Consider the following 22,662-nt stretch of genomic DNA (forward strand, 5'->3'; position numbering starts at 1 on the left):
CCCGCTACGACAAGACACCCGACAGCTACCTGGCCGGACTCCATCTGCGCGGATGCATCATCTGGCTCCGCAGCCTGCCAGCCCTCCCATGATCTGAACTAAGAACAGGCCCTAGGCCGATCACGTGTCCGACGCGTCCGTTGTGCGAGTGCGGGCCGGGTCATGTCGTGGTGGCGATCCGGCCAGCGCTGTCCGGCCGCATCACCTACGAGCCGCCGCTACACGGGTTGATCCAGCCGTCTGCCCGAAAGGATTCGAGGGCGGGCGCGTCGAGCGAGTCGGTGAACCCTCGAACAGGAAGGTCCGTTCTCCCAGGACTGAGGGGGCGGCTGGGGGAGCGTCCGGCTGGTTTCGCGGGCGGCTGGGGTGGGGTTGCGGTAGATCGTTGGTCAAAAAGGGGCTGTGGCGGCGTTTAGGGCTCGTTCAGGTGGTACTTCATGCCCGTATGGGACGGGCGGAAGCCGAGTTTCTGGTAGAAACGGATCGCCTCGGGACGGCGGCGGTCCGTGGTGAGCTGGATCATTCGGCAGCCGCGAACACGGGCCTGCTCGACGGCCCAGGTGATCATGGCCTGGCCGATGCCGTGGCCGCGCTGGTCGGCGGCGACGCGGACGCCCTCGATCTGGGCGCGTTCGCCACCGCGGTGGGTGAGGCTCGGGATGTAGGTGAGTTGCAGTGTGCCGACGACGACGCCGTCGAGTTCGGCGACGATGACGGTGTTGCGGGGGTCGTCGGCGATGGCCTCGAAGGCGCGCAGGTAGTACTCGGGGAGCACCTCGCCGGGAGACTCGCGGGCGGCGCCGAGGGCGTCGTCGGCCAGCAGGCCGACGATCTGCGGCAGGTCGTCGCGGGTGGCCTCGCGGAAGGTCGGGGTCGGGTGCACCGTCCCAGGCTAGCGGCGGGTCCATCCGGCCGATCGGTCACCATGACTTGTAGTACTACGGCTTGTAGTACTACGTTGGGTTCGACAAACTTTCCCCACCCCAGAGCCTCCGGTGCCGGTCCTCCGGACACCGGCGGGAGAGACCATGTTCAACAGCGACAACGACGAGCACTGGACCGACCACGCCATCTGCCGCGGCGCCGACCCCGACCTGTTCTTCCCGGTCGGCTACGGTGCGCCCGTTCTCCAGGAACAGATCGCGGCGGCCAAGGCGATCTGTGGCAACTGTCCGGTCACCGCCGACTGCCTGTCCTGGGCGCTGCGCGTGGGCGAGCCCGACGGGATCTGGGGCGGCACGACCCCGGACGAGCGCCGCTACCTGCGCCGCGAGGCGAACGCCCCGGCCCGGCGCCGGCTGCCGGTGATCTCCGTACGCGGCGACGTCGAGGAGCACCGCGCCGACCAGGCCGCCTGACCGGCTAGGGAATCAGGGCGATCTTGCCGGTGGTCCGGCGATGGAGGAGGTCGTCCAGGACGGCGGGAGCCGCGTCCAGCGGGTGCGTCCGCGGCGCCACCGGGTCGGTGACCATACCGAGCAGCTCGTCCAGCAGGGCGCGCTGCTCGGCCTGATGCGTCAGCGACCACGCGCCCCAGTCGACGCCGACGACCGTGCGGTTGCGCAGCAGCACCTGGTTGAGGCGGAGTGACGGGATCTCGCCGGAGGCGAATCCGATCACCAGGTAGCGGCCGCCCTCCCGCAGGGCGCGCAGGGACGGGTCGGCCAGGGCCCCGCCGACCGGGTCGACCACCAGGTCGACGCCGCCCCGCGACCATTCCCGCGCGGACGTCTTGACGTCTGCGGGGCCGACCGCCGTCTCGGCCCCGGCGGCCAGCGCCAGCTCCCTTTTGGCGGGGGTCGACGCGACGGCCAGGACGCGGGCGCCCAGCGACGTCGCCACCTTGATCGTGGCGAGGCCGACGCCGCCGCCCGCGCCCAGCACCATCACCGTCTCGCCGGGCGCCAGGCCGCCCCGGTCGCGCAGCGCGAACAAGGCCGTGCAGTGGCTCTGGGTGAACGTCGCCGCGCGCGGGGCGTCCAGATGGTCGGGGATCGGCACCAGCGTGGCCGCGGGGACGGCCACCTGGGAGGCGAAGCCGCCTCCGAAGCAGTTGACGAGCACGCGCGTGCCCACGGGAGGGCCGTCGGCATCCGGGCCGAGCGCCGCGACCGTTCCGGCGACCTCGGTGCCGGGGACGTAGGGCAGCGGCGGCTTGATCTGGTAGCGGCCGTGGACGAGCAGCGCGTCCACGTAGTTGACCCCGGCCGCCGCCACGTCCACGAGCACCTGGCCGGGACCGGGCTCGGGCGGGGCCTGCTCGCGTACGACGACCGACCCGAACGCCTCACACACCACCGCGCGCATGCGCCAACTATGACGGAAACCGAATGACGTTCGCCATAGCGGGGATGGCACACCGGGAACCTCTGGTTCGTTGGGCTTCGTGACGGGAGCGTTTTTCACACCTACGGTGGCGCACATGAGCTATTCCCCCCAGCCGCAGGAACGGCACCGTTCCGAAGGGCTCGCGACGCACGGCGCGCGGGCCCTCGGCGCGGTCGCACTGATCGGCGTGGTCACCGCCGTCATGTGGGTGCTGGAGATCGCCGACTATGTCGTCGGCGGGCGGCTGGACGCGTTCGGCATCCAACCGCACGACGTCAACGACCTGCCGGACATCTTCACCGCGCCGTTCATGCACGGCGGCTTCGGCCACCTGATCGGCAACACCGTGCCGTTCGTGATCCTGGGCTTCCTGGCGGCGGCGCGCGGGATCGCCAAGTTCCTGGCCGCCAGCCTGGTGATCATCGTGGTGGGCGGCCTCGGGGTGTGGTTCACCAGCTCGGCCAACACCCTGGGCTCCAGCATCCTGATCTTCGGTTTCTTCGGCTACCTGCTCGGCCGCGGCCTGTTCGAACGGCACCTGCTGGACCTGGCGATCGCCGCCGCGGTGGTGCTGCTGTACGGCGGGCTGATCTTCGGGGTGCTGCCCAGCGACCCGGGGATCTCCTGGCAGGGCCACCTGTTCGGGATGATCGGCGGCGTGCTCGCCTCCTGGCTGCTGCGCCGCCGCCGTCAGCCCGAGCCCGCCGCCGAGGGCTACTGAGCCCTCAGCGGGGACGCACCGTCACCTCGGCGACGACCGCGTCGCGCGGCGTCTCCAGCGCGGACACCAGCACACGCGCCACCGTGGCCGGCGCGGCGAAGTCGTCGGCGTCGTACGCGCGTCCCTCCTGCGCGCGGACGCGCCGCTGCATCTCGGTCGAGGTGCGGCCGGGGAAGACCGTCGTCACCCGCAGCTCCGGCTCCTCGGCGCGCAGCGAGTCCGCCAGCGCCCGCATCCCCCACTTGCTCGCCGCGTAGGCCGACCAGTTCGGGTTGGCCCGCAGCCCGGACGTGGAATTGACGAACACCACCTGCCCCTGCGCGGCGCGCAGCGCGGGCAGCAGCAGCCGCGTCAGCTCCGCCGCCGACACCAGGTTGACGTTCAGGTGCTCCAGCCACTCGTCGGCGTCCAGCTCGGCCACCGGGCCCAGGTGGACGACGCCCGCGCAGTGCACCAGGCCGTCCAGCCGCTCGGGCAGCCCCGTCTCGGCCAGCGCCGCCTCCAGCCGGCGCGGCTCGGCCAGGTCGAGCGGGAGCGTGCGGATCTCCGCGCCCGTGGCGGTGGCGGCGCGCGCGGCGGCCCCCGGCTCCCCGTTGCGGTCGCGGACGATGATCTGCGTCTGCGCGTGCGCCCCGCCGCGCAGCGACGCGGCCAGCGCGTCCAGCCGGTCCGCCGACCGGCCGGTCAGGATCAGGTCGTGCCCGCGGTCGCGCAGCAGCTCGGCGACCGCGGTGCCGATGCCCCCGGTCGCCCCCGTGATCAGATATGTCCCCATGACGTCCCATTCTGGAAGATGCTCGCGGCGGAGACGCCCCCGCCGTCGTGGTCGATATGCCCCGCCGCGCGGGGATCGGCCGGTCTAGTTGGGACGCAGCACGCGGGTCACCCCGGCGATCAGCGCGGTGGCCAGGATCCACCCCGTGGCGACCAGCGCGTACGCGACCCAGCGGGACCAGCCGGACGGGTCGAACGCCTGCTGCTGCCCGAACGTGTCGATCGGGATCAGCAGGTCCAGGGTGTAGACGAGGGCGTGGTAGTCGGGCCGTTCGTCCGGCGGCTTGAGGGGCTGCGGCCTGTTCGCCGAGAACACGGCCGTCCCGACGGACACCAGGACGGCGAACCACCCGAACGCCAGCCACGGCCGGTACCCGTACCCGACCGTCCAGTCCAGCAGGTGCCCCCACGCCTTGCCGATCGGGTTGGCGAGATGGCGGCGGCGGGTGCGCAGCTTGGCCAGCTGCACCTTGCGCGCCAGGTCGTCGTGGCCCATGCCGTGGTACCAGGCGGCGAGCTGCTCGTACGGCTGCAGGTGGAACATCTTGTCGCGGCTCACCCAGTTCAGCCGGTCCCGGAACGTGCCGCCGCGCAGGATCTCGTAGGACAGCCCGTTCAGGTACAGCTCGTCCGGCCAGGTGGCGGGCAGATCCATGATCAGGTTGATCCGGGAGTACGACAGCGACACCCGCCCCTCGATCTTGCGTTCGGGCATCAGGATCAGCTCGTCGGCGTAGATGTGGCTGGCGTGCAGCGCCATCCGTCCCGGGTCGCCGGAGTCCAGGACGGCCCGGGAGAACGACAGGATGCCGTTGATCCGGGCGCTGCGCAGCCGCACCGTGCCGAGCGCGGTGAAGCCCCTGCTGAACTCGGCGGCGTCCTCGACGATCATGTTCTGCGCGTCGAGGGCGAGCCGGCCGGGGTTGCGCAGGGCGGTGCCCTCCATGAACAGCCCGCCGTTCATCCGCGCCCCGACCAGCCGCATCCCGCCGGTGATCCGCGCGTCCCGGATGAACGTGCCGACCTCCACCACCAGCCCGCCGCTGAACACCGCCCACTTGGCCGGGTCGGTCACGGTGATCTCGGTGCCGTTCATCCGCAGCCCGCCCAGCAGCTGCGCGCGCGGCAGGCGCAGCTCCCCGTCGATCACCGAGCGGGACAGGCTGAGGTAGCCGTCTGCCTGCAGGCCGCCGCCGTCGAACCCGGGCATCCGGCAGTCCGACAGGCGCAGCTGCCGGGCGCGGGCGTTGGAGAAGTCGGGCTGCTCGACCAGCCGGCAGTGCTCAAGCCGCAGCTCGTGCTCGACGGTGCCGCCCGACACGTCCAGCCGCCCGATGATGTACGCGCCGACGAGCCGGACGGCCGGCACGAACCCCTCGCGCGGCTCGCACCCGCCGAGCAGCAGCTGCCTGATCACCTCGGCGCGGACGATGCGCCCGGGTTCCGGACCGGCCGGACGGTCGTCCCCGAGGACCACGCGGGCGCCCGTCGGGAACGCCGTCCAGAGCCGCCGTTCGGTTTCACTGAGTCCGGGGGGTTCTGTCACGAAGCCTCTTTCCTCCTGGTGGTGCCAACCCCCCCGACGATCAGAAGATGCCGCGGCGCCGTCCCGCCTGCTGCAGGTAGGAGTCGAGCTGCTGCTCCCAGTTGGTGTTGCCGACGGTGGCGTAGTCGACGGTGAAGCGGCCGAACGCGTCGTGGCCCTCGGTGAACACCCCGCCGCGCTTGTCCAGCTCCAGGACGACCTCCATCGACTGCGGGTACGACACGAAGGTCACTTCGAGCTGCTTGATGCCGCGGGCGTACTGCGCCGGCGGGTAGTACTCGATCTCCTGGTAGAACGGCAGCTCCTGGTGGACGCCCCAGATGCGGCCCTTCTCGCAGTCGGCGTTGCGGAACTGGAAGCCGAGGTTGGCGAAGGCGGTGAGGATCCGCTCCTGCGCGGGCAGCGGGTGCACCGCGATCGGGTCCAGGTCGGTGGCGTCGACGGCCCGCGCGACCTCCAGCTCGGTGGCGACGCCGACGGTGGTGCCGCGCAGCGGCTGCCCGTAGAAGTGCGTCAGCGGCGCCTCCCACGGGACGGAGAGCTGGAACGGGATGGTGTGCCGCGCGCCGTCGTCCAGCCGGAACGCCCCCGCGACCTGCAGCTTGGCGTACTCCAGGTCGGTGTGGTACTCGCTGTCGCCGGACTCGACCTCGACGCGGGTCTTCAGAGCCAGGTTGACGCCCTTGATCTCGGAGTCGTGCTGGCCGCCGATGATCGTCACCTCGCCCGTCACCACCCCGCCGGGCGTGGTGTTCGGGTTGTGCAGGACGGTCTCGACCTGCGGGCCGCCGACCCCCATCGCCTGCATCAGCTTCTTGAAGACCACGTCGTTCTCCCCTCCCGAAGGAACGGGGCGCGAAGGCGCCCTCGCCAAGTAGACGCGATCACGGGGGCGTGCGTTCCCCGCGCGGCCGCGGACGGCCGCGACGGGGACGACGGGAACTATGGGAACGACGGGGACTATGGGGACGCGGTCAGTGGGCGCCGCCGCCGGCCAGGTTGAGCCCGACGACCCCGGCGACGATCAACGCCAGCGCCACGATCCTGGCGACCGAGACCTGGTCGCCCATGAACAGCATGCCGAGCGCGGCGGTGCCGACGGCGCCGACGCCCACCCACACCGCGTACGCGGTGCCGACGTCCAGCCTGGTCAGCGCCAGGCTGAGCAGGCCGAAGCTGATGACGGCGAACACCCCGAACCCCACCGACGGCAGCACCTGCGTGAAGCCGCGGCTGGCCTTCAGCGACAGTGCCATGGCCACTTCGAACAGGCCGGCGACGATGACGAGGATCCAGGCCATGTTTCCACCCCTCCGGACGAGACGAGTCGATCGATGCCACGCGTCGTCTTGTCCTGACCGGGTACGGCGCGCTCCTCGTCCGGAAGGGCATGCGGGCACGCCCTCTCCTCGATTCAACCAGAACAGGAGATCAGGGCTTCCCGGGGCTCGGGGCTTCCTGGGGGGCTCAGGAGCGGCCGAGGGCGCGGTACTCCCAGCCCGCCTCGCGCCACCGGGTCGCGTCCAGGGCGTGCCGTCCGTCCACGATGCGCCGGTGCGCGACGACCTCGGCCAGCGCGTCGGGGTCGATCTCCCGGAACTCCGACCACTCGGTCAGCAGCACCACCACGTCGGCGTCCCTGGCCACGTCGAGGGCGTTCTCGCCGTAGCGCAGCTCGGGGAAGGCGCGGCGGGCGTTGTCGAGGGCGGCCGGGTCGTACACCCGTACGTGCCCGCCCAGGCCGTGCATGGTGCGCGCCACGTCCAGCGCGGGCGCGTCGCGGATGTCGTCGGAGTTGGGCTTGAACGCCGCGCCCCAGCAGGCGATGCGGTGCCCGGAGATCTGCCCGCCGAGCAGCTCGCGCACCAGGTCGACGGTGCGGGCGCGGCGCCGCCGGTTGATGGCGTCCACCTCGCGCAGGAACGACACCGCCTGGCCGACGCCGATCTCCTCGGCGCGGTGCGCGAACGCGCGGATGTCCTTGGGCAGGCAGCCGCCGCCGAAGCCGAGGCCGGGCTTGAGGAACTTGCCGCCGATCCGGTCGTCCAGGGCCAGGGAGTCGGCCAGGTCCTTGACGTCGGCGCCGACCGCCTCGCACACCTCGGCCATCGCGTTGATGTAGGAGATCTTGGTGGCCAGGAAGGAGTTGGCGGCCACCTTGACCAGCTCGGCCGTGGCCAGGTCGGTGCGGATCACCGGGGTGCCCTGCTCCAGGACGGGCCGGAACGCCGCCCGCAGCCGCTCGTCGGCCCAGTCGGAGGCGACCCCGAAGACCAGCCGGTCGGGGTGCATGGTGTCGTCGACGGCGTAGCCCTCGCGCAGGAACTCGGGGTTCCACGCCAGTTCCACGTCCGCGCCCGCGGGCGCCAGCCGCCGCAGCCGCTCGGTGAGCTGCGCGGCGGTGCCGACCGGGACGGTCGACTTGCCCACGACCAGGGCCCGGCGGGTCAGGTGGGGGGCGAGGGAGTCGATCGCGGCGTTGACGTACGACAGGTCGCAGGCGTCCGAGCCGGGCTGCTGCGGGGTGCCCACGCACACGAAGTGCACGTCGCCGAACTCCCCGGCCTCGGCGAAGGAGGTGGAGAAGCGCAGCCGGCCCGACTCCAGCGCCTTGGTGAGCAGTTCGGGCAGGCCGGGTTCGAAGAACGGCACCTCGCCGGCGGCCAGTTTGGCGATCTTGCGCTCGTCCACGTCGATGCCCAGGACCTCGAAGCCCAGGACGGCCATGCAGATCGCGTGGGTGGCGCCGAGGTAGCCGGTGCCGATGACGGTGAGCCTCGGGGACTCCGTCGGGTTCATTGGCGTTCTCCTTGTCGGGTACGGGGTGCGGCTGCGGGCGCCGGGTCACCGACGGAAACGACGGCCGGGTAGCCGATCCTGCCTTAGCACGGCCCGGCGTTCGAACCCCCGCCCGGACGGTTCGGCGTCCGGCCACCGGTTGCGCCGCCGCGCGTTCCGCCTCCGGCGGGGAAACGGGCGGGCGGACGGCGCGGTGCCGTGAACCTCCTCGTCGGAAGCTTGCCCACGAGCGAGGCCCCGGGCCTGCGGAGGGTTTGCCCGGCGCCGGTCGTCCCCTTGCGATCGCGATGGGCGCTTCTCCGGACGACCGGATCACGTCGTGTGATTTGTATCACTTTTCGACGTTCTTGCCCGGTGTCTTGTGGTCCGTGCCCCGGAATCGCATTCGGAATGTGTGGTTGGCACTGGTTACCAGCGGGTAGCATTAGACGTGTTACCGACCAGTACGTTACGAACGCCATACCGTCACCCGGGAGGTCGGTCGGGGTCGTTGCCCGCCGCCACCACCGGCCAAGGCAAGGAGCTTCGATGGGGCACTACAAGAGCAACCTCCGGGACCTGGAGTTCAACCTCTTCGAGGTCCTCGGACGCGGCGAGGTCCTCGGCACCGGACCCTTCGCCGAGGTGGACGCCGACACCGCCCGCAGCATCCTCGAAGAGGTCGAGCGGCTGGCCTCCGGGCCGCTGGCCGAGTCCTTCACCGACGCCGACCGCAACCCGCCGGTCTTCGACCCGGCCACCGGCGCGGTCACCATGCCGGAGAGCTTCAAGAAGTCCTTCAAGGCGTGGATGGACGCCGAGTGGTGGCGGCTGGAGCTGCCCGAGGAGCTCGGCGGCACCAACGCGCCCCGCTCACTGATCTGGTCGGTCGCCGAGATGGTGCTCGGCGCCAACCCCGCCGTCTGGATGTTCGGCAGCGGCCCCGCCTTCGCCCGGCTGCTGCACATCATCGGCACGCCCGAGCAGAAGCGGTTCGCCGAGCTGGCCATCGAGCGGCAGTGGGGCTCCACCATGGTGCTGACCGAGCCGGACGCCGGCTCCGACGTCGGCGCGGGCCGCACCAAGGCCGTCGAGCAGCCCGACGGCACCTGGCACATCGAGGGCGTCAAGCGCTTCATCACCTCGGCCGAGCACGACATGGCCGAGAACATCTTCCACCTGGTCCTGGCCCGTCCCGAGGGCGCCGGACCGGGCACCAAGGGCCTGTCGATGTTCCTGGTGCCCAAGTACCTGGTCGACGTGGAGACCGGCGAGCTCGGCGACCGCAACGGCGTGTACGTCACCAACGTCGAGAAGAAGATGGGCCTGAAGGTCTCCACGACCTGCGAGCTGACCTTCGGCGAGAAGCACCCCGCCATCGGCTACCTGGTCGGCGGCGTGCACGACGGCATCCGGCAGATGTTCATGGTCATCGAGCACGCCCGGATGATGGTCGGCACCAAGGCCATCTCCACCCTGTCCACCGGGTACCTCAACGCGCTGGAGTACGCCAAGGAGCGCGTCCAGGGCGCCGACATGACCCAGATGACCGACAAGACCGCCCCGCGCGTCACCATCACCCACCACCCCGACGTGCGGCGCAGCCTGATGACGCAGAAGTCCTACGCCGAGGGCATGCGGGCGCTGGTGCTCTACACCGCCACCTACCAGGACGCGGTGCAGATCGCCGAGCACGAGGGCCGCAAGGACGAGCAGGCCGAGAAGATCAACGACCTGCTGCTGCCGATCGTCAAGGGCTTCGGCTCCGAGCGCGCCTACGCGCTGCTCGGCTCGGACTCGCTGCAGACCTTCGGCGGCTCGGGCTTCCTGCAGGACTACCCGGTCGAGCAGTACATCCGCGACTCCAAGATCGACACCCTGTACGAGGGCACCACCGCGATCCAGGGCCAGGACTTCTTCTTCCGCAAGATCCTGCGCGACCAGGGCGCCGCGCTGACCGTGCTGGCCGACCAGATCCGCGAGTTCGCCGGCAGCGAGGCGGGCAACGGCCGCCTCAAGAGCGAGCGCGCCGCCCTCGGCCGGGCCCTGGAGGACTTCCAGGGCATCCTGCAGCCGATGATCGGCTGGGCGATGGCCTCCATGGAGAACCCGCGCGAGCTGTACAAGGTCGGCCTGAACACCACCCGCCTGCTGCTGGCCGCCGGGGACGTGGTGGTGGCCTGGCTGCTGTGCCGCCAGGCCGAGGTCGCCCTGGCCAAGCTGGCCGGTGACCTGTCCGACGCCGACAAGGCGTTCTACCAGGGCAAGGTGGCCTCGGCGCAGTTCTTCTGCGCCAACGTGCTGCCGCGCCTGGCCGGCGAGCGCGCCGCCGCCGAGGCCACGACGCTCGACGTCATGGACCTCCCCGAGGACGCCTTCTGACACCGGCCTCCGCCTCCCGGCTGGAGTGGTGCGGGCCCCGTCACCGGCGACGGTGACGGGGCCCGCCCGTGTTCGCTACGGGTTCACTCGGGGCGCCTGGTCGGCGACCGAGACCCTCAGCTGGGCCGTGGACGTCAGGACACTCCCGACCGGAGCCTCGGCCTCGGCAGCGTCGGTGACGACCTCCCGTTCGCCCAGGTACCGGTAGGTGCGCCGGTCGAAGATGTACTCGTGCCGGCGGCCGCCGATGGTCTTGGCGGCGGCGATGCCCTTCCGGCCCGCCGCGTCCACCGCCTCGTCGATCGTGGTGACGCCGGGGATCGCGGCGGCGGCCCGGAACAGCGCGGCCCGCTGCGCCGCGGGCATGTACGCCTCCGTCAGCAGGCCGCCGACCCGCTGCCAGGCTTCGGTGTCGGCCTGCGGGCCCGTGCCGAGACGGGTGTAGAGGTGCTCGTACATCTTCTGCGGCTCGGTGGGCAGGCGGCTGACGTAGGCGTAGTCGTTGCGCAGGTACTCGGCCCTGTGGTCGAAGTCCGCGAGCTTTTCCGGGCCGCTGCTCGACTCGGACTGGTGCGCCTCCGGCGGGATCGGCCACCCCGGGTAGGGCTTGGGCGCCAGCGTCCTGCCCTCGATGACGCCCTGGGTCGAGTCGCCCTCCACGGGCATCCAGACCTTGCGAATGCCGCGGGCCAGGTAACGCGAGTGGCCTTTGGCGGAGTTCGACTCGACGGGATTCATCGTCTGGGACTCGAACACCAGGTACTGGCCGGGCCTGGGGTGCAGTTCGGGGAACTTGGTGGCGTTGTCGGCGGCCCGGGTGAGCACCTGGGACGCGGCCACGGGCATCACGTGCGTGATGGTGCCCGGCTCCGGGGCGTCATCGGGCACCGCCATGACCCCGGCGGCGATCGCGGCGGCGGCCAGGCCCCCGGCCAGGCCGATCGCCAGACGGCCACGGCTGCGCCCCAGCCCGTCGGCGCGGCCCCGACGGGCGCGGCGGGCGGGTGCGGGCTCCGCCCCGGAGATCGCGGCCATCAGCCGCGCCTCCTCGGCGCGCAGGCCGTCCGTCCCCGGACGCGGAACCTCCGAGCGGAACCGCTCGAGCACGGTCATCTCATCCATGGACCTTCTCCTCCCTGACGATCAGCGTGGGGTTGGTCTCGCCGAGTTCGCGGCGCAGCCTCTTGCGGGCCCGGTTGATGCGCGAGCGCACCGTGCCGACCCGCACGCCCAGCGCCTGCGCGGCCTCGGGGTAGGTCAGGCCGCCCCAGGCCACCAGCAGCAGCGCGTCGCGGTGCCCCTTGGGCAGCGACGCCAGCGCCCCGGCCAGGCGCGGCCCCTGCGCCTGCGCGCTGACCCGCTCGTCGCTGCGTTCGGTGAACGGCGCCGTGACGGGGTCGGCGCCGGTGCGCTCGGCGGCGCGCAGGTGGCGCACCTCCTCGCGGACGTACCGGCGGACCAGGTTGGTGGCGATCCCGTACAGCCACGGCCGCGCGTCGCGCCGCGCCAGGTCGTAGCGGTCGCGCTGCCGGAACGCGTTCAGGAAGGTCTCGGCCACCACGTCCTCGGCGGCGTCGCGTCCCAGCCTGCGGGTGACGTACCGCTTGAGGTCGGGGGCGTGGCGGCGGAACACCTCAGCGAACGCCTCCGGATGGCTCCGGGACCGTTCGATCGCGGAGGCGTCGTCGGCCTCCGGCGGGCTCTTTTCGCTCATTCTGGGCCTCTCGGCTTCCGGTCAGTACGTCCCTTGTTGCCGAGCGGCGCCGGAACGGTTCCCCGTCAGTCTGCGCGGCCTCACCCGGCGGTGCCGAGGTGTCGCCCGAGGGGGTGGGCGTCGCTAGGGTGTCCCGGGATTGAGTCGCTGTCGGAAGCGGAAGGCCCCATGACGGTGCGCAGATTCGTCCTCTCATCGGCCGTCCCGTTGACCGCTGTGCTGATCATGACCGCCGGCTGCTCCGACTCCGGGCCCGCGGCCGCCAGGGTGGACCCGCCCCGCGCGCCGGGCGGCGGCCCGCCGACCTCGCCGCCGCCGGCGGGCGGCGGAATGGTCAAGGAGGGCTGGTTCGGCGGGGCGGACGGGCTGCACGCCCGCGTCGAGATCAAGGGCGTCGAACGGCAGGCGACCCGGTCGGTGCTGCGCCTGACCCTCACGCCGCTGGCGTCCGCCACCCCCTCGGCCGGGGCCACCGGCGGTACGGCGTCCCCGCCGGGCGGGGCGGGCACCACCATGTCGTTCGCCGTCTCGCTGCTCGACCCGGTGGGCCGCAGGCTCTACCGGCCGCTGACGGGCGGGCAGCCGTCACAGCTCGCCGTGGGCGCCGCCCAGGAGATGACCGTCGAGTACCCGCCGCTGCCGCAGGACGTCCAGCGCGTCACGGTGATCACGCCCGGGACGGCCGGGGAGTTCGCCGGGGTCCCGGTCACCGCCGGCACCGGCACAGGAACCGGGACCGGGACCGGCGCCGGGACGGGCTTCGGCGTCGGCGTCGGCACCGTTCCGACCGGGACGACCCCGACCCCGTCCGCCACGGGCACGGCGTCCCCCTCCACCACGGCCACGGCGTCGCCGGGCGGCGGCGCCACCGACCTCTACGGCATCACCGAGGGCGAGGTCCGGGACGTGATCTCCGGCCCGGCCGACGAGACGCTGAGCCTGCGCGCGGACGTGCTGTTCGACTCCGGCTCCGACAAGCCGTCCGCCCGCGCCAAGCAGGTGCTCGACCAGGCGGCCGCCGACATCCGGCGGAACGTCAGCGCCACCGACCGCGCCATCGCCATCGACGGCCACACCGACGGTGCCGGAAACGAGTCGCAGAATCTCGACCTGTCGCGGCGCCGCGCCCAGGCCGTGGAGAAGGAGCTGAAGAACCGGCTCGGCGAGACGTTCAGGTACACGGCCACCGGCAAGGGCAAGGCCGATCCCGTCGCCAAGGAGGGCGGCTCCGGCGACGCCGCCGCCCGTGCCCGCAACCGCCGCGTGGAGATCTCCTACAAGGTGCGGCAGGGGCCGGGCAGCGGCACCACGACGTCCACCCCGTCCACGACGCCCAGCGCGTCGGCGTCGGTGTCTCCGTCGCCCTCGGCGACTCCCGGGACGTTCCGGGCACAGGACGGAACCACCGTCGCCAGCCGTACCGGGCAGTTCGGGCAGGCCAAACGGCGGCTGAACGTCAAGCCGTTCTACCGCGACGGCGCCTACCTGGTGGCCGTGTTCGAGATCGTCAACGAGGGCCCTGGGAACACCCCGCCGGACGCCTCGTACCCGCACCAGGACTACCCGGGAGGCGCCTACACCGCGTTCTCCGTGAGCGCGCCCGGAGGCAAGGACGTCTACCGCGCCGTACGCGTCGGAGCCGCCGCGCCCGGCGCCTACGCCTCCTACCTCGACCCGGGACGCGCCACGTTCCGCACGGGCGTCGGGCAGCCGGCGCGCGGCTTCGTCTACCTGCCCGCGCCGCCCGGCAACGTCAGAACGGTCACCTTCAACGCGGGCCCCTTCGGCAAGGTCGACAACGTCCCCGTGAACTGACGCGCGAAGGCCGGGGCGTTCACCACGCCCCGGCCTCCGTTGAACGCGTCAGGACCAGGCGAGCATGTGCAGCGGGTCCTCCAGCATGTCGCCGACGTCCCGCAGCACCTTCGAGCCCAGCTCGCCGTCGATGATGCGGTGGTCGAACGACAGCGCGAGTGTGGCGACCTTGCGGACCGCCAGCTCACCCTGGTGCACCCACGGCATGTCCCGCACCTGGCCGACGGCGAGGATGGCCGCCTCGCCGGGCGTCAGGATCGGGGTGCCCGCGTCGACGCCGAAGACGCCGACGTTGGTGATGGTGATCGTGCCGCCGGTCAGGTCGGCCGGGGACGCCTTGCCCGCGCGGGCCGTGTCGACCAGCTCGTTCAGCGCCCGCGCCAGCTCCGGCAGCGACTTGGCGTGCGCGTCCTTGATGTTGGGCACCAGCAGGCCGCGCGGCGTGGCCGCGGCGATCCCCAGGTTCACGTACGGCTTGACGACGATCTCGGCCGTGTCGCCCTCGCCGGCCCAGGAGGAGTTGGCCATCGGGTGCCGCCGGACGGCGATCAGCAGCGCCTTGGCCACCAGCAGCAGCGGCGACACCTTCACCCCGGCGAACTCGGGCAGGTCCCGCAGCCGCCGCACCGCGTCCATGGTGGCGGTCATGTCGACCTGCAGCCACTCGGTGACGTGCGGCGCGGTGAACGCCGAACCGACCATCGCCGCCGCCGTGCTGCGCCGCACGCCCCGGACCGGGATCCGCTCCTCCTCGCCCCGCAGGACCGGCGCGGGCGCCTGCGGCACGGCCGGAACGCGCGGCTGGACGGCGGACGCGGCGGCGGCCTGGACGTCGTCACGGGTGATCGACCCGGCCGGGCCCGTCCCCGTGACCGCCGCCAGGTCCACGCCCAGGTCCTTGGCCATCTTCCGCACGGGCGGCTTGGCCAGGACGCGCTTGTCCACAGGCTGTGGACGACCGTTGCGCTGAGGCGCCTGGGGCGCCTGGGGTGCCGCCGCAGGCGCGGTGTGCCTGCGCGGACGGCGCTTGGTCGCCCCCGGCTTCACCCCGTACCCGACGAGGACCGGCTGGCGCTTGGGCTCGTCCGGCTGCACCATGCCCGGCTCGTCCGGGGTCGGCACCAGGTCTTCCTTCAACGCCTCGGCACGCTGCTCCGCCTCGGGAGCGGCCTCGGCGGCGGGCGCGGCGGCGGGCGCGGGGTCGCCGCCGGAGACGTCCACCGAGATGATCGGGGTGCCGACGTCCACCGTCTCGCCCTCGGTGACCAGCAGGCCCGTCACCACGCCCTCGAACGGGCAGGGCAGCTCCACGATCGCCTTGGCGGTCTCGATCTCCACGATCGTCTGGTTGACCTCGACCCGGTCGCCCGGCGCCACGTGCCACTTGACGATCTCGGCCTCGGTCAGGCCCTCGCCCACGTCGGGCAGCTTGAACTGCTTGACCTCGCTGCTCATGACCCCTACCACGCGAACGTCCGGTCGACCGCGTCCAGCACCCGGTCCAGGTCGGGCAGGTAGTGCTCCTCCAGCCGGGACGGCGGGTACGGGGTGGAGAACCCGCCCACCCGCAGCACCGGCGCCTCCAGCCGGTAGAAGCAGCGCTCGGTGATCCGCGCGGCCAGCTCGGCGCCGTACCCGGAGAACACCGGCGCCTCGTGCACCACCACGCACCGGCCGGTGCGCTCCACCGACGCGACCACCACGTCGATGTCCAGCGGGTTCAGCGAGCGCAGGTCGACGACCTCCAGCGACCGGCCCTCCTCGGCGACCGCCGCCGCGGCCTCCAGGCAGGTCTTCACCATCGGCCCGTACGCCAGCACCGTGACGTCCTCGCCCGGCTGGACGACGCGGGCGCGGTGCAGCGGCGTCCAGCTCTCGGGGGCGGCGGCGACGTCGACCGGGGCCTTGTCCCAGTAGCGGCGCTTGGGCTCGAAGAAGATCACCGGGTCGGGGGAGGCGATCGACTGCTGGATCATCGTGTACGCGTCGGCCGGGTTGGAGCAGGCCACCACCCGCAGCCCGGCGGTGTGCGTGAAGTACACCTCGGGCGACTCGCTGTGGTGCTCCACCGCGCCGATGCCGCCGCCGCACGGGATCCGCACGACCACCGGCAGGCTCAGCGCGCCCAGCGACCGCATCCGCATCTTCGCCAGCTGGGTGATGATCTGGTCGGCGGCGGGGAACACGAACCCGTCGAACTGGATCTCCACGACCGGCCGGTAGCCGCGCAGCGCCAGCCCGATCGCGGTGCCGACGATGCCCGACTCGGCCAGCGGCGTGTCGATCACCCGCTCCTCGCCGAAGTCCTTCTGCAGGCCGTCGGTGACCCGGAAGACGCCGCCGAGCTTGCCGACGTCCTCGCCCATCACCAGGACCTTGGGGTCGTTCTCCATGGCCTTGCGCAGGCCCTCGTTCAGCGCCTTGGCCAGCGTCAGCGTCCCGGTGGCCGGCGTTGCGGCGGTGCGGGCGGTCTCGGTCGTCACGACGACACCTCCTCGAAGGACGCCAGGTAGGCGGCGAACTGCTCCTGCTCCTCGGTCATCAGCGGGTGGGTGTCGGCGTAGACGTTGGCGAAGATTTCCGTCGGCCCGGGGTCGGGCAGCGCCAGGCACGCCCTGCGCAGGTCCGCCGCGACCTGCTTGGCCTCGGCGTCGATCTCGTCGAAGAAGGCGGCGTCGGCCAGGTCGCCGCGCACCAGGTACGCCTTGACCCGCTCGATCGGATCCTTGAGCTTCCACGCCTCCTCCTCGGCCTTGAGGCGGTAGCGCGTGGGGTCGTCGGTGGTGGTGTGGGCGCCCATCCGGTAGGTGTACGCCTCGATCAGCGTCGGGCCCTGGCCCGTCCGGGCCGCCTCCAGCGCCTTGCGCGTCACGGCCAGGCAGGCGAACACGTCGTTGCCGTCCACCCGCAGGCCGGGGAAGCCGTAGCCCTGCGCGCGCCGGAACAGGGGGATGCGCGACTGCTTCTCCAGGGGCTCGGAGATGGCCCACTGGTTGTTCTGGCAGAAGAACACGATGGGCGCGTTGAACACCGAGGCGAACACGAACGACTCGTTCACGTCCCCCTGCGAGGTGGCGCCGTCGCCGAAGTAGGCGATGGTCGCGCCCGCGTTGGGCGTGCCCAGCACCCCGTCGCGCTGGACGCCCATGGCGTAGCCGGTCGCGTGCAGCGTCTGGCTGCCGATCACGATCGTGTAGAGGTGGAAGTTGTGCTCCGCCGGGTCCCAGCCGCCGTTGTTCACGCCGCGGAACAGCCCGAGCAGCTTGAGCGGGTCGACGTCGCGGCACCAGGCCACGCCGTGCTCGCGGTAGGTGGGGAACACCATGTCGTGCTCGCCGAGCGCCCGCCCGGAGCCGATCTGCGCGGCCTCCTGGCCGAGCAGCGAGGCCCAGATGCCCAGCTCGCCCTGGCGGGTGAGCGCCACCGCCTCCAGGTCGATCCGCCGGACGATCACCAGGTCGCGGTACATGCCGCGGACCTGCTCGGGCGTCAGGTCCAGGGGGTAGTCGGGGTGCTCGACGCGCTCTCCCTCGGGGGTGAGCAGCTGGATGAGCTCGGGTTCGGCGAGCTCGTTGACGTCGGGCGCGCCGCGCGCGGAGTCGATCGCCATCGATGTCACTCCTCGATCGGGGCCGGAACGCGGGGTCGCCGCACGCCGGCCGGCGTCTGTGGCACGCCGCCCCAGGTAAGGGACGAATGCCGCAAAGCCATCGTGGCAGACATCACTCCCGGGGGCGCAAGCCCTGGTTCGGCTGTTTTCTACCCGTCGGCCGCTTCCCCGTCTCCGTCGCGATTATGCGTGACGATCACTCCTACAAAGCGTGACAAAACACGCGATAGATAACGAAAAGGACTCACTCGCGGGACAGGGCGCGGGTGGCTCCGGCGGCCACCGTCAGGCCGAGGACGAACCCCGCCGCGACCAGCAGATTGGCGATCCACTGGTAGATGCCCTTGGGCGCGAACACCCGTTCCTGCCCCAGGTCGCCGACCGGCAGCAGCAGGTCCAGGGTGTAGAGGAAGGCGTTGAAGTGCGGGTGGTCGTCCTCGTTGAGGATCGGCGGATGGTTGGTCGAGAACACGATCGTGCCGAACGCCAGCAGCCCGGCCAGCCAGCTCATCGCCCGGAACGGACGGTAGCCGTAGCCGACCAGGATGTCCTGCAGCCAGCCGATGATCTTGCGGGGGACGCCCTGGGTCCTGCGGCGGTCCCGGGCCTTGGCCAGCAGCACCGTGCGCCCGTCGGCGTCAAGGCCCAGCGCCCGGTAGGTCTGGGCGAGCCGCTCGTAGGGCTGCGGCTGGTAGCCGTCGGTGTCGCGGCGCAGCCACTCCAGGCGCTGCCGGGCGTCCAGCGGCGGGTCCAGGTTCTCGTACTGCAGGCCGTCCAGCTGCAGCCGCGCGGGCCACGTCGCCGGGTCGTCGCGCAGCAGGTTGATGCGCGCGTACGCCAGATCCACCACGCCCTCGACCTGCTCGGACGGACGCAGCAGCACCTCCTCGGCCTGCAGGCGCTCCAGGTTCAGCGCGGTGCCGTTCTCGTTGCGCAGCCTGGCGTCGCGCAGGTTGAGCTGGCCCGACACCCGCGCCCCCGCGAAGCTCACCGCGCCCGTCGCCGAGAAGCCGTCGGAACAGTAGACGTCGGTCTCCACCTGCAGGTCGTCGGCGTTCAGCGCGGTCCGCTCGGGATGCGACAGCTCGGCGCCCACGAACGACAGGTAGCCGCCCACCCGCGCCCCGCGCAGCCGGATCTCGCCGCGCGCGGCGAACCCGCCGTCGCAGAACACGTTGGCGGCCACGTCCAGGCGGCTGGCGTACAGCGCGGCGCCCGACGGGTTGTGCAGCCGCGCCGTCCGGAAGATCAGCTGCCCGCCGACCCGGGCGCCCGGCAGCCGCACCTCGCCGTTGGCGGCGAACCCCTGGTCGCAGTAGACGTTGGCGTCGACCGTGAGCCGGTCGGCCAGCAGCGCGTCCCCGCCCGGGTTGGCCAGGTGCACGCCCGACATGTTGAGGATGCCGGTGATGTGCGCCCCGTCCAGCCACAGCCCGCCGGAGATCCGGCTGCCCTCCAGCCACAGGTGCCCGTCCACCCGGGTGCCGGACGCCACCAGCCCGGGCAGGCGGCAGCCCATCAGGTGGACGCTGTTCATGCTCGCCCAGTACAGGTGCGGGGCCTCGTCGAACGCGCAGCGGGTCAGCGCCAGCGGAACCGTCACCTCGGCGTGCCCCAGGTTGAGCGGCCCGACGATCCGCGCGCCGGTCAGCCGTACCGCCGCCACCTGCCCCGGCTCCGGATCGACCGCGCCCACCAGCAGCGCCACCAGCACCTCGGCCCGGATCACCCGGTCGCCGCCCCACCGCTCGGCCTGCCCGGGGTCGTCGTAGCCGGGATCGCCGCTGGACAGATCGACCGACTCCCCGCGGGGGAACGCCTTCCACAGACGGCGTTCGGGGGGTGACAGCTCCTCGACGTTCATCGGACGGCTCCGCGCTGGCTCGGGGGCGTGACCTGTCGGGAGTAATGGTGCCGTACGCTTCAACGCGACAGTGAAAGCCCAGATCAGTGAGGGGGCACTCGTGGCGCGGGTCGTCGTCGACGTCATGCTCAAGCCGGAAATCCTCGATCCCCAGGGCCAGGCGATCGCGCGCAAGCTGCCGCAGCTCGGGTTCGACGGCGTGACCGCCGTCCGCCAGGGCAAGCGCTTCGAGGTGGAGCTGGACGGCCCCGCCGACGAGGCCGCCGTGGAGCGCGTCCGCCAGATCGCCGACACCCTGCTCGCCAACCCCGTCATCGAGACCTACGAGGTCCGCGTCCTCCAGGACGACTGACAGGACGACTGACCGGCACCCGCGACCGCCCGCGAGCGGTTACGCTGTGTGACGGTCGGGGCGCCCTGTGCGGGGATCTCGGGGCCCGGTATGGCCGCCTTCGGTCAGCGGGGAATGTGAGTGGGAATTCCACGGGGGACGCGGTCGCGGCGCGTCCGCATTCTGGCGCGTTCCAATTCGAAGTGGCGTGGGAAAGGGTGCTCCCGAGGTGCCCGAGAGGCACCCGCGGGGCCGCCACGCTCGGCCGACGTCTCGGCGCCGGCGGGGGCGAATCGGTCGTCGCGGCCACGTGGAGTTCATGAAAAGTCCGGCCAGTATAACGATTACGGAAGTTTCCGCCGGGGAAGTCTTAGGTCCGATTGAGTACGTCGAGCGCGGTCCGGGTCCGGGGTCGACCAGGGGGGCCTGGGGATGACACGAGGTGACCGGGTGGACATGAAGCTCTCGCTCGCGATGCCCCGGGAGGCACTGAGCATCCCGGTGATCCGCCGGGTGGTGGGGGACGCACTGCGCGGACTGGGCGTGGCCGAGGACTGTGTCGCCGACGTCCTGGTGGCCGCCTCCGAGGCGTGCACCAACGTGGTCCAGCACGCCCGCGCGGGGGCCGAGTTCGAGGTCGCGGGATGGGTGGACGACGGCACCTGCGTGCTGCGGATCAAGGACTGGGGACACGGTCCGCGCCGCCCGGCACCCCAAGAGGATCTGGGTGATTTGTCCGAATCGGGGCGCGGCATTAGGATCATGCGCGCGCTGGTGGACGACCTCAGCATCGACGCCGGCCCCGACCGGGGCACCGTCGTCCACCTGCGCAAGCGGCTGACCTGGCAGGACGGAGCCCTGGTCCGCCGCCTCGAACGACAGCTCGCACGAAGTGCCGGGTAGATTAGGGGCGTGCGTCGAGGCGGTTCCCCGTGCTCGCCGCCCTTCGGGGCGGCTGCGCCGGAGGCCCGTCATGTCCACCCGGGGGGCGACCCCCGAACCGACGTGCATCGGGTGATCGGCGGGGCGGAACCGCCGAGACGGGCGACCCGCTCGTCACCCGCGGACGGCTTCGTCAGCGCCGCGGTGTTCGCCCGGGGGGTGACCCTCGGCCCCCGGACCCCCGAGCCGGGCGGCATCGACGGCGCCCGGGTCCCCGAGTACCTTGGCCGCCCTCATTGCGGAGGAAGACGAACAGATGGACGCTGCCCGGGTGGGGGTCATCACCTTCCCTGGTTCCCTGGACGACCGTGACGCGGCACGCGCCATACGGCTGGCCGGGGCCGAACCCGTCGCGCTCTGGCACGCCGACCACGACCTGCGGGGGGTGGACGCGGTCGTGCTGCCCGGTGGCTTCTCCTACGGCGACTACCTGCGCGCGGGCGCCATCGCCCGGTTCGCACCGCTGATGTCCGAGATCGTCGACGCCGCCAAGGGCGGGCTGCCGGTCCTGGGCATCTGCAACGGCTTCCAGGTGCTGTGCGAGTCGCACCTGCTGCCGGGCGCGCTGCTGCCCAACGCCGGCCTGCACTTCGTGTGCCGCGACCAGCGGCTGCGCGTCGACAACGCCGACACCGCCTGGACCACCGAGTACCGGGTCGGCCAGGAGATCGTCATCCCGGTGAAGAACCGCGACGGCCGCTACACCGCCGACGAGCGCACCCTCGCCGAGCTGGAGGACACCGGCCGCGTCGTGGCCCGCTACCTCGACCTCAACCCCAACGGCTCGCTCGGCGACATCGCCGGGATCTGCAACGAGGCGGGCAACGTGGTGGGCCTCATGCCGCACCCCGAGCACGCCGTGGAGTCGCTGACCGGGCCGTCCACCGACGGGCTCGGCTTCTTCACCTCGATCGTCAAGAGGCTGGTCAACGCGTGACGACGGCGGCGCGCGCGAGCGGGGGCAGGACATGAGCGACGAGCGGTGGACGAACGAGAACCAGGGGGCCCCGGAGGGGAGCGGGATGACCGAGCGTGACGAACGGGCGCCGGGCGGCGGACCCGAGGACGCGGCCGGAGGCCCCGGCCCGCGGCAGGACACCGGTGAGCCGACGTTCGAGTGGTTCGCCGGGCTGAAGTCCGACGCCGACGACCCCGAGCTGCAGCCCGTCAGCGGCTCGGTGACGGCGGCGTTCGAGGCGATCGTGGAGGAGGACGCGCCGCGCGACGAGGCGGCCGAGCCCGGCCCCGGCACGGGCCCGCTGCCCGCCGTGGGCGCCGAGCCCGCCCCGGGTGTCGCCCCGCAGGGGCCGCCCACCGGCCCGCAGCCGGTCGTGGGCGCCGAGCCCACCCCGGGCGTTGCCCCGCAGCCGCCGGTGCCGCAGGGGCCGCCCACGGGGCCGNNNNGGGGCCGCCCACGGGGCCGCTGCCCGCCGTGGGCGCGGAGCCCGGCCCGGGCGTTGCCTCGCAGCCGCCGGTGCCGCAGGGGCCGCCCACGGGGCCGCTGCCCGCCGTGGACAGCGGGCCGCAGCCGGTCGTCGCGCCGGAGGGGCCCGGCACGGGTCCGCAGCCGGTCGTCCAGGACGGCCCTTCGACCGGGCCGCAGCCCGCGGTCGGCGGCGAGTTCCCGACCGGCCCGCAGCCCACCGTGCCGACCGGCCCGCAGCCCACCGTGCCGACCGGGCCGCAGCCCGCCGTGCCGGCCGGGCCGCCGCAGGTCGCGGTGACGCAGGACGCGGCCGCGGCGTTCGCCAGGGCGCTGGCCGCCGAGCAGCCGTCGCCCGAGCGGACCGCGCCGGACCGCGCCGTCCCCGGCGAGCAGCGGCCGTACGAGCAGGACGAGCCCTTCCAGTACGCCGA

General features: G+C 72.4%; 20 protein-coding genes and 1 riboswitch. Of the genes, 7 read left to right on the forward strand and 13 right to left on the reverse strand.

What is annotated here, in order from left to right:
• Positions 1-412 precede the first annotated feature (412 nt).
• Entirely contained in the window at positions 413-883 is a 471-nt protein-coding gene (locus tag ABD811_RS09615; RefSeq protein ID WP_344944083.1) for a GNAT family N-acetyltransferase, read from the reverse strand.
• Positions 884-1,028: 145 nt separating this feature from the next.
• Between ABD811_RS09615 and ABD811_RS09620 the strand changes: the two genes are divergently transcribed.
• Positions 1,029-1,358, forward strand: a complete 330-nt coding sequence (locus tag ABD811_RS09620) for a WhiB family transcriptional regulator (protein WP_344944086.1) — start codon at positions 1,029-1,031, stop codon at positions 1,356-1,358.
• Between the two features lie 4 nt (positions 1,359-1,362).
• On the opposite strand, the gene ABD811_RS09625 is transcribed toward ABD811_RS09620, so the two are convergent.
• The gene (locus tag ABD811_RS09625; RefSeq protein ID WP_344944089.1) at positions 1,363-2,307 is read right to left on the reverse strand and encodes an NADPH:quinone oxidoreductase family protein; all 945 of its coding nucleotides are present in this window, start codon (positions 2,305-2,307) and stop codon (positions 1,363-1,365) included.
• Between the two features lie 115 nt (positions 2,308-2,422).
• Here ABD811_RS09625 and ABD811_RS09630 point away from each other — a divergent pair, with 115 nt between their 5' ends.
• Positions 2,423-3,049, forward strand: a complete 627-nt coding sequence (locus ABD811_RS09630) for a rhomboid family intramembrane serine protease (RefSeq protein ID WP_344944092.1) — start codon at positions 2,423-2,425, stop codon at positions 3,047-3,049.
• Positions 3,050-3,053: 4 nt separating this feature from the next.
• On the opposite strand, the gene ABD811_RS09635 is transcribed toward ABD811_RS09630, so the two are convergent.
• The 5 genes from ABD811_RS09635 to ABD811_RS09655 form a co-directional block, all read right to left on the reverse strand.
• Complete coding sequence (locus tag ABD811_RS09635) at positions 3,054-3,824, reverse strand: SDR family oxidoreductase (protein WP_344944095.1); 771 nt, start codon at positions 3,822-3,824, stop codon at positions 3,054-3,056.
• Between the two features lie 84 nt (positions 3,825-3,908).
• On the reverse strand, positions 3,909-5,369 hold the full coding sequence (locus ABD811_RS09640; protein ID WP_344944098.1) for a hypothetical protein: 1,461 nt from the start codon (positions 5,367-5,369) through the stop codon (positions 3,909-3,911).
• A gap of 40 nt (positions 5,370-5,409) precedes the next feature.
• On the reverse strand, positions 5,410-6,195 hold the full coding sequence (locus ABD811_RS09645) for a sporulation protein (RefSeq protein WP_344944101.1): 786 nt from the start codon (positions 6,193-6,195) through the stop codon (positions 5,410-5,412).
• Between the two features lie 148 nt (positions 6,196-6,343).
• On the reverse strand, positions 6,344-6,670 hold the full coding sequence (locus tag ABD811_RS09650; RefSeq protein ID WP_344944103.1) for a DMT family transporter: 327 nt from the start codon (positions 6,668-6,670) through the stop codon (positions 6,344-6,346).
• Between the two features lie 37 nt (positions 6,671-6,707).
• Positions 6,708-6,777, reverse strand: a riboswitch (guanidine-III (ykkC-III) riboswitch).
• A 59-nt stretch (positions 6,778-6,836) separates the two neighbouring features.
• On the reverse strand, positions 6,837-8,168 hold the full coding sequence (locus ABD811_RS09655) for a UDP-glucose dehydrogenase family protein (protein ID WP_344944106.1): 1,332 nt from the start codon (positions 8,166-8,168) through the stop codon (positions 6,837-6,839).
• A 528-nt stretch (positions 8,169-8,696) separates the two neighbouring features.
• On the opposite strand from ABD811_RS09655, the gene ABD811_RS09660 reads away from it, so the two are divergent.
• Entirely contained in the window at positions 8,697-10,529 is a 1,833-nt protein-coding gene (locus ABD811_RS09660) for an acyl-CoA dehydrogenase (protein WP_344944108.1), read from the forward strand.
• Positions 10,530-10,604: 75 nt separating this feature from the next.
• Here ABD811_RS09660 and ABD811_RS09665 read toward each other — a convergent pair whose 3' ends face one another.
• Both ABD811_RS09665 and ABD811_RS09670 read right to left on the reverse strand, forming a co-directional pair.
• Complete coding sequence (locus ABD811_RS09665) at positions 10,605-11,651, reverse strand: CU044_5270 family protein (RefSeq protein ID WP_344944111.1); 1,047 nt, start codon at positions 11,649-11,651, stop codon at positions 10,605-10,607.
• Complete coding sequence (locus ABD811_RS09670; RefSeq protein WP_344944113.1) at positions 11,644-12,243, reverse strand: RNA polymerase sigma factor; 600 nt, start codon at positions 12,241-12,243, stop codon at positions 11,644-11,646. The genes ABD811_RS09665 and ABD811_RS09670 overlap by 8 nt, the downstream gene beginning before the upstream one ends.
• A 168-nt stretch (positions 12,244-12,411) precedes the next feature.
• Here ABD811_RS09670 and ABD811_RS09675 point away from each other — a divergent pair, with 168 nt between their 5' ends.
• Entirely contained in the window at positions 12,412-14,058 is a 1,647-nt protein-coding gene (locus ABD811_RS09675; RefSeq protein ID WP_344944116.1) for an OmpA family protein, read from the forward strand.
• 48 nt (positions 14,059-14,106) lie between these two features.
• On the opposite strand, the gene ABD811_RS09680 is transcribed toward ABD811_RS09675, so the two are convergent.
• The 4 genes from ABD811_RS09680 to ABD811_RS09695 form a co-directional block, all read right to left on the reverse strand.
• Positions 14,107-15,513: a dihydrolipoamide acetyltransferase family protein gene (locus tag ABD811_RS09680; protein ID WP_344944118.1), complete on the reverse strand. Its 1,407-nt coding sequence runs from the start codon at positions 15,511-15,513 to the stop codon at positions 14,107-14,109.
• 5 nt (positions 15,514-15,518) lie between these two features.
• Positions 15,519-16,541, reverse strand: coding sequence for an alpha-ketoacid dehydrogenase subunit beta (locus tag ABD811_RS09685; protein WP_344944121.1), 1,023 nt, complete (start codon positions 16,539-16,541; stop codon positions 15,519-15,521).
• A complete protein-coding gene (gene pdhA / locus ABD811_RS09690) occupies positions 16,538-17,668 on the reverse strand; it encodes a pyruvate dehydrogenase (acetyl-transferring) E1 component subunit alpha (protein ID WP_344944122.1) in 1,131 nt (376 codons plus the stop codon). The genes ABD811_RS09685 and pdhA overlap by 4 nt, the downstream gene beginning before the upstream one ends.
• A gap of 244 nt (positions 17,669-17,912) precedes the next feature.
• The gene (locus tag ABD811_RS09695; protein ID WP_344944125.1) at positions 17,913-19,532 is read right to left on the reverse strand and encodes a hypothetical protein; all 1,620 of its coding nucleotides are present in this window, start codon (positions 19,530-19,532) and stop codon (positions 17,913-17,915) included.
• Positions 19,533-19,632: 100 nt separating this feature from the next.
• Between ABD811_RS09695 and purS the strand changes: the two genes are divergently transcribed.
• From purS to purQ, 3 genes are all read left to right on the forward strand, one after another.
• Positions 19,633-19,884 (forward strand): phosphoribosylformylglycinamidine synthase subunit PurS, encoded by a 252-nt coding sequence (gene purS / locus ABD811_RS09700; protein WP_344944127.1) that lies wholly within the window; start codon positions 19,633-19,635, stop codon positions 19,882-19,884.
• Between the two features lie 435 nt (positions 19,885-20,319).
• The gene (locus tag ABD811_RS09705) at positions 20,320-20,766 is read left to right on the forward strand and encodes an ATP-binding protein (protein ID WP_344944130.1); all 447 of its coding nucleotides are present in this window, start codon (positions 20,320-20,322) and stop codon (positions 20,764-20,766) included.
• A 295-nt stretch (positions 20,767-21,061) separates the two neighbouring features.
• The gene (gene purQ / locus ABD811_RS09710) at positions 21,062-21,742 is read left to right on the forward strand and encodes a phosphoribosylformylglycinamidine synthase subunit PurQ (RefSeq protein ID WP_344944132.1); all 681 of its coding nucleotides are present in this window, start codon (positions 21,062-21,064) and stop codon (positions 21,740-21,742) included.
• Positions 21,743-22,662 lie beyond the last annotated feature (920 nt).

Source organism: Actinomadura miaoliensis (assembly GCF_039536785.1).
Classification (GTDB): Bacteria; Actinomycetota; Actinomycetes; order Streptosporangiales; family Streptosporangiaceae; genus Spirillospora; species Spirillospora miaoliensis.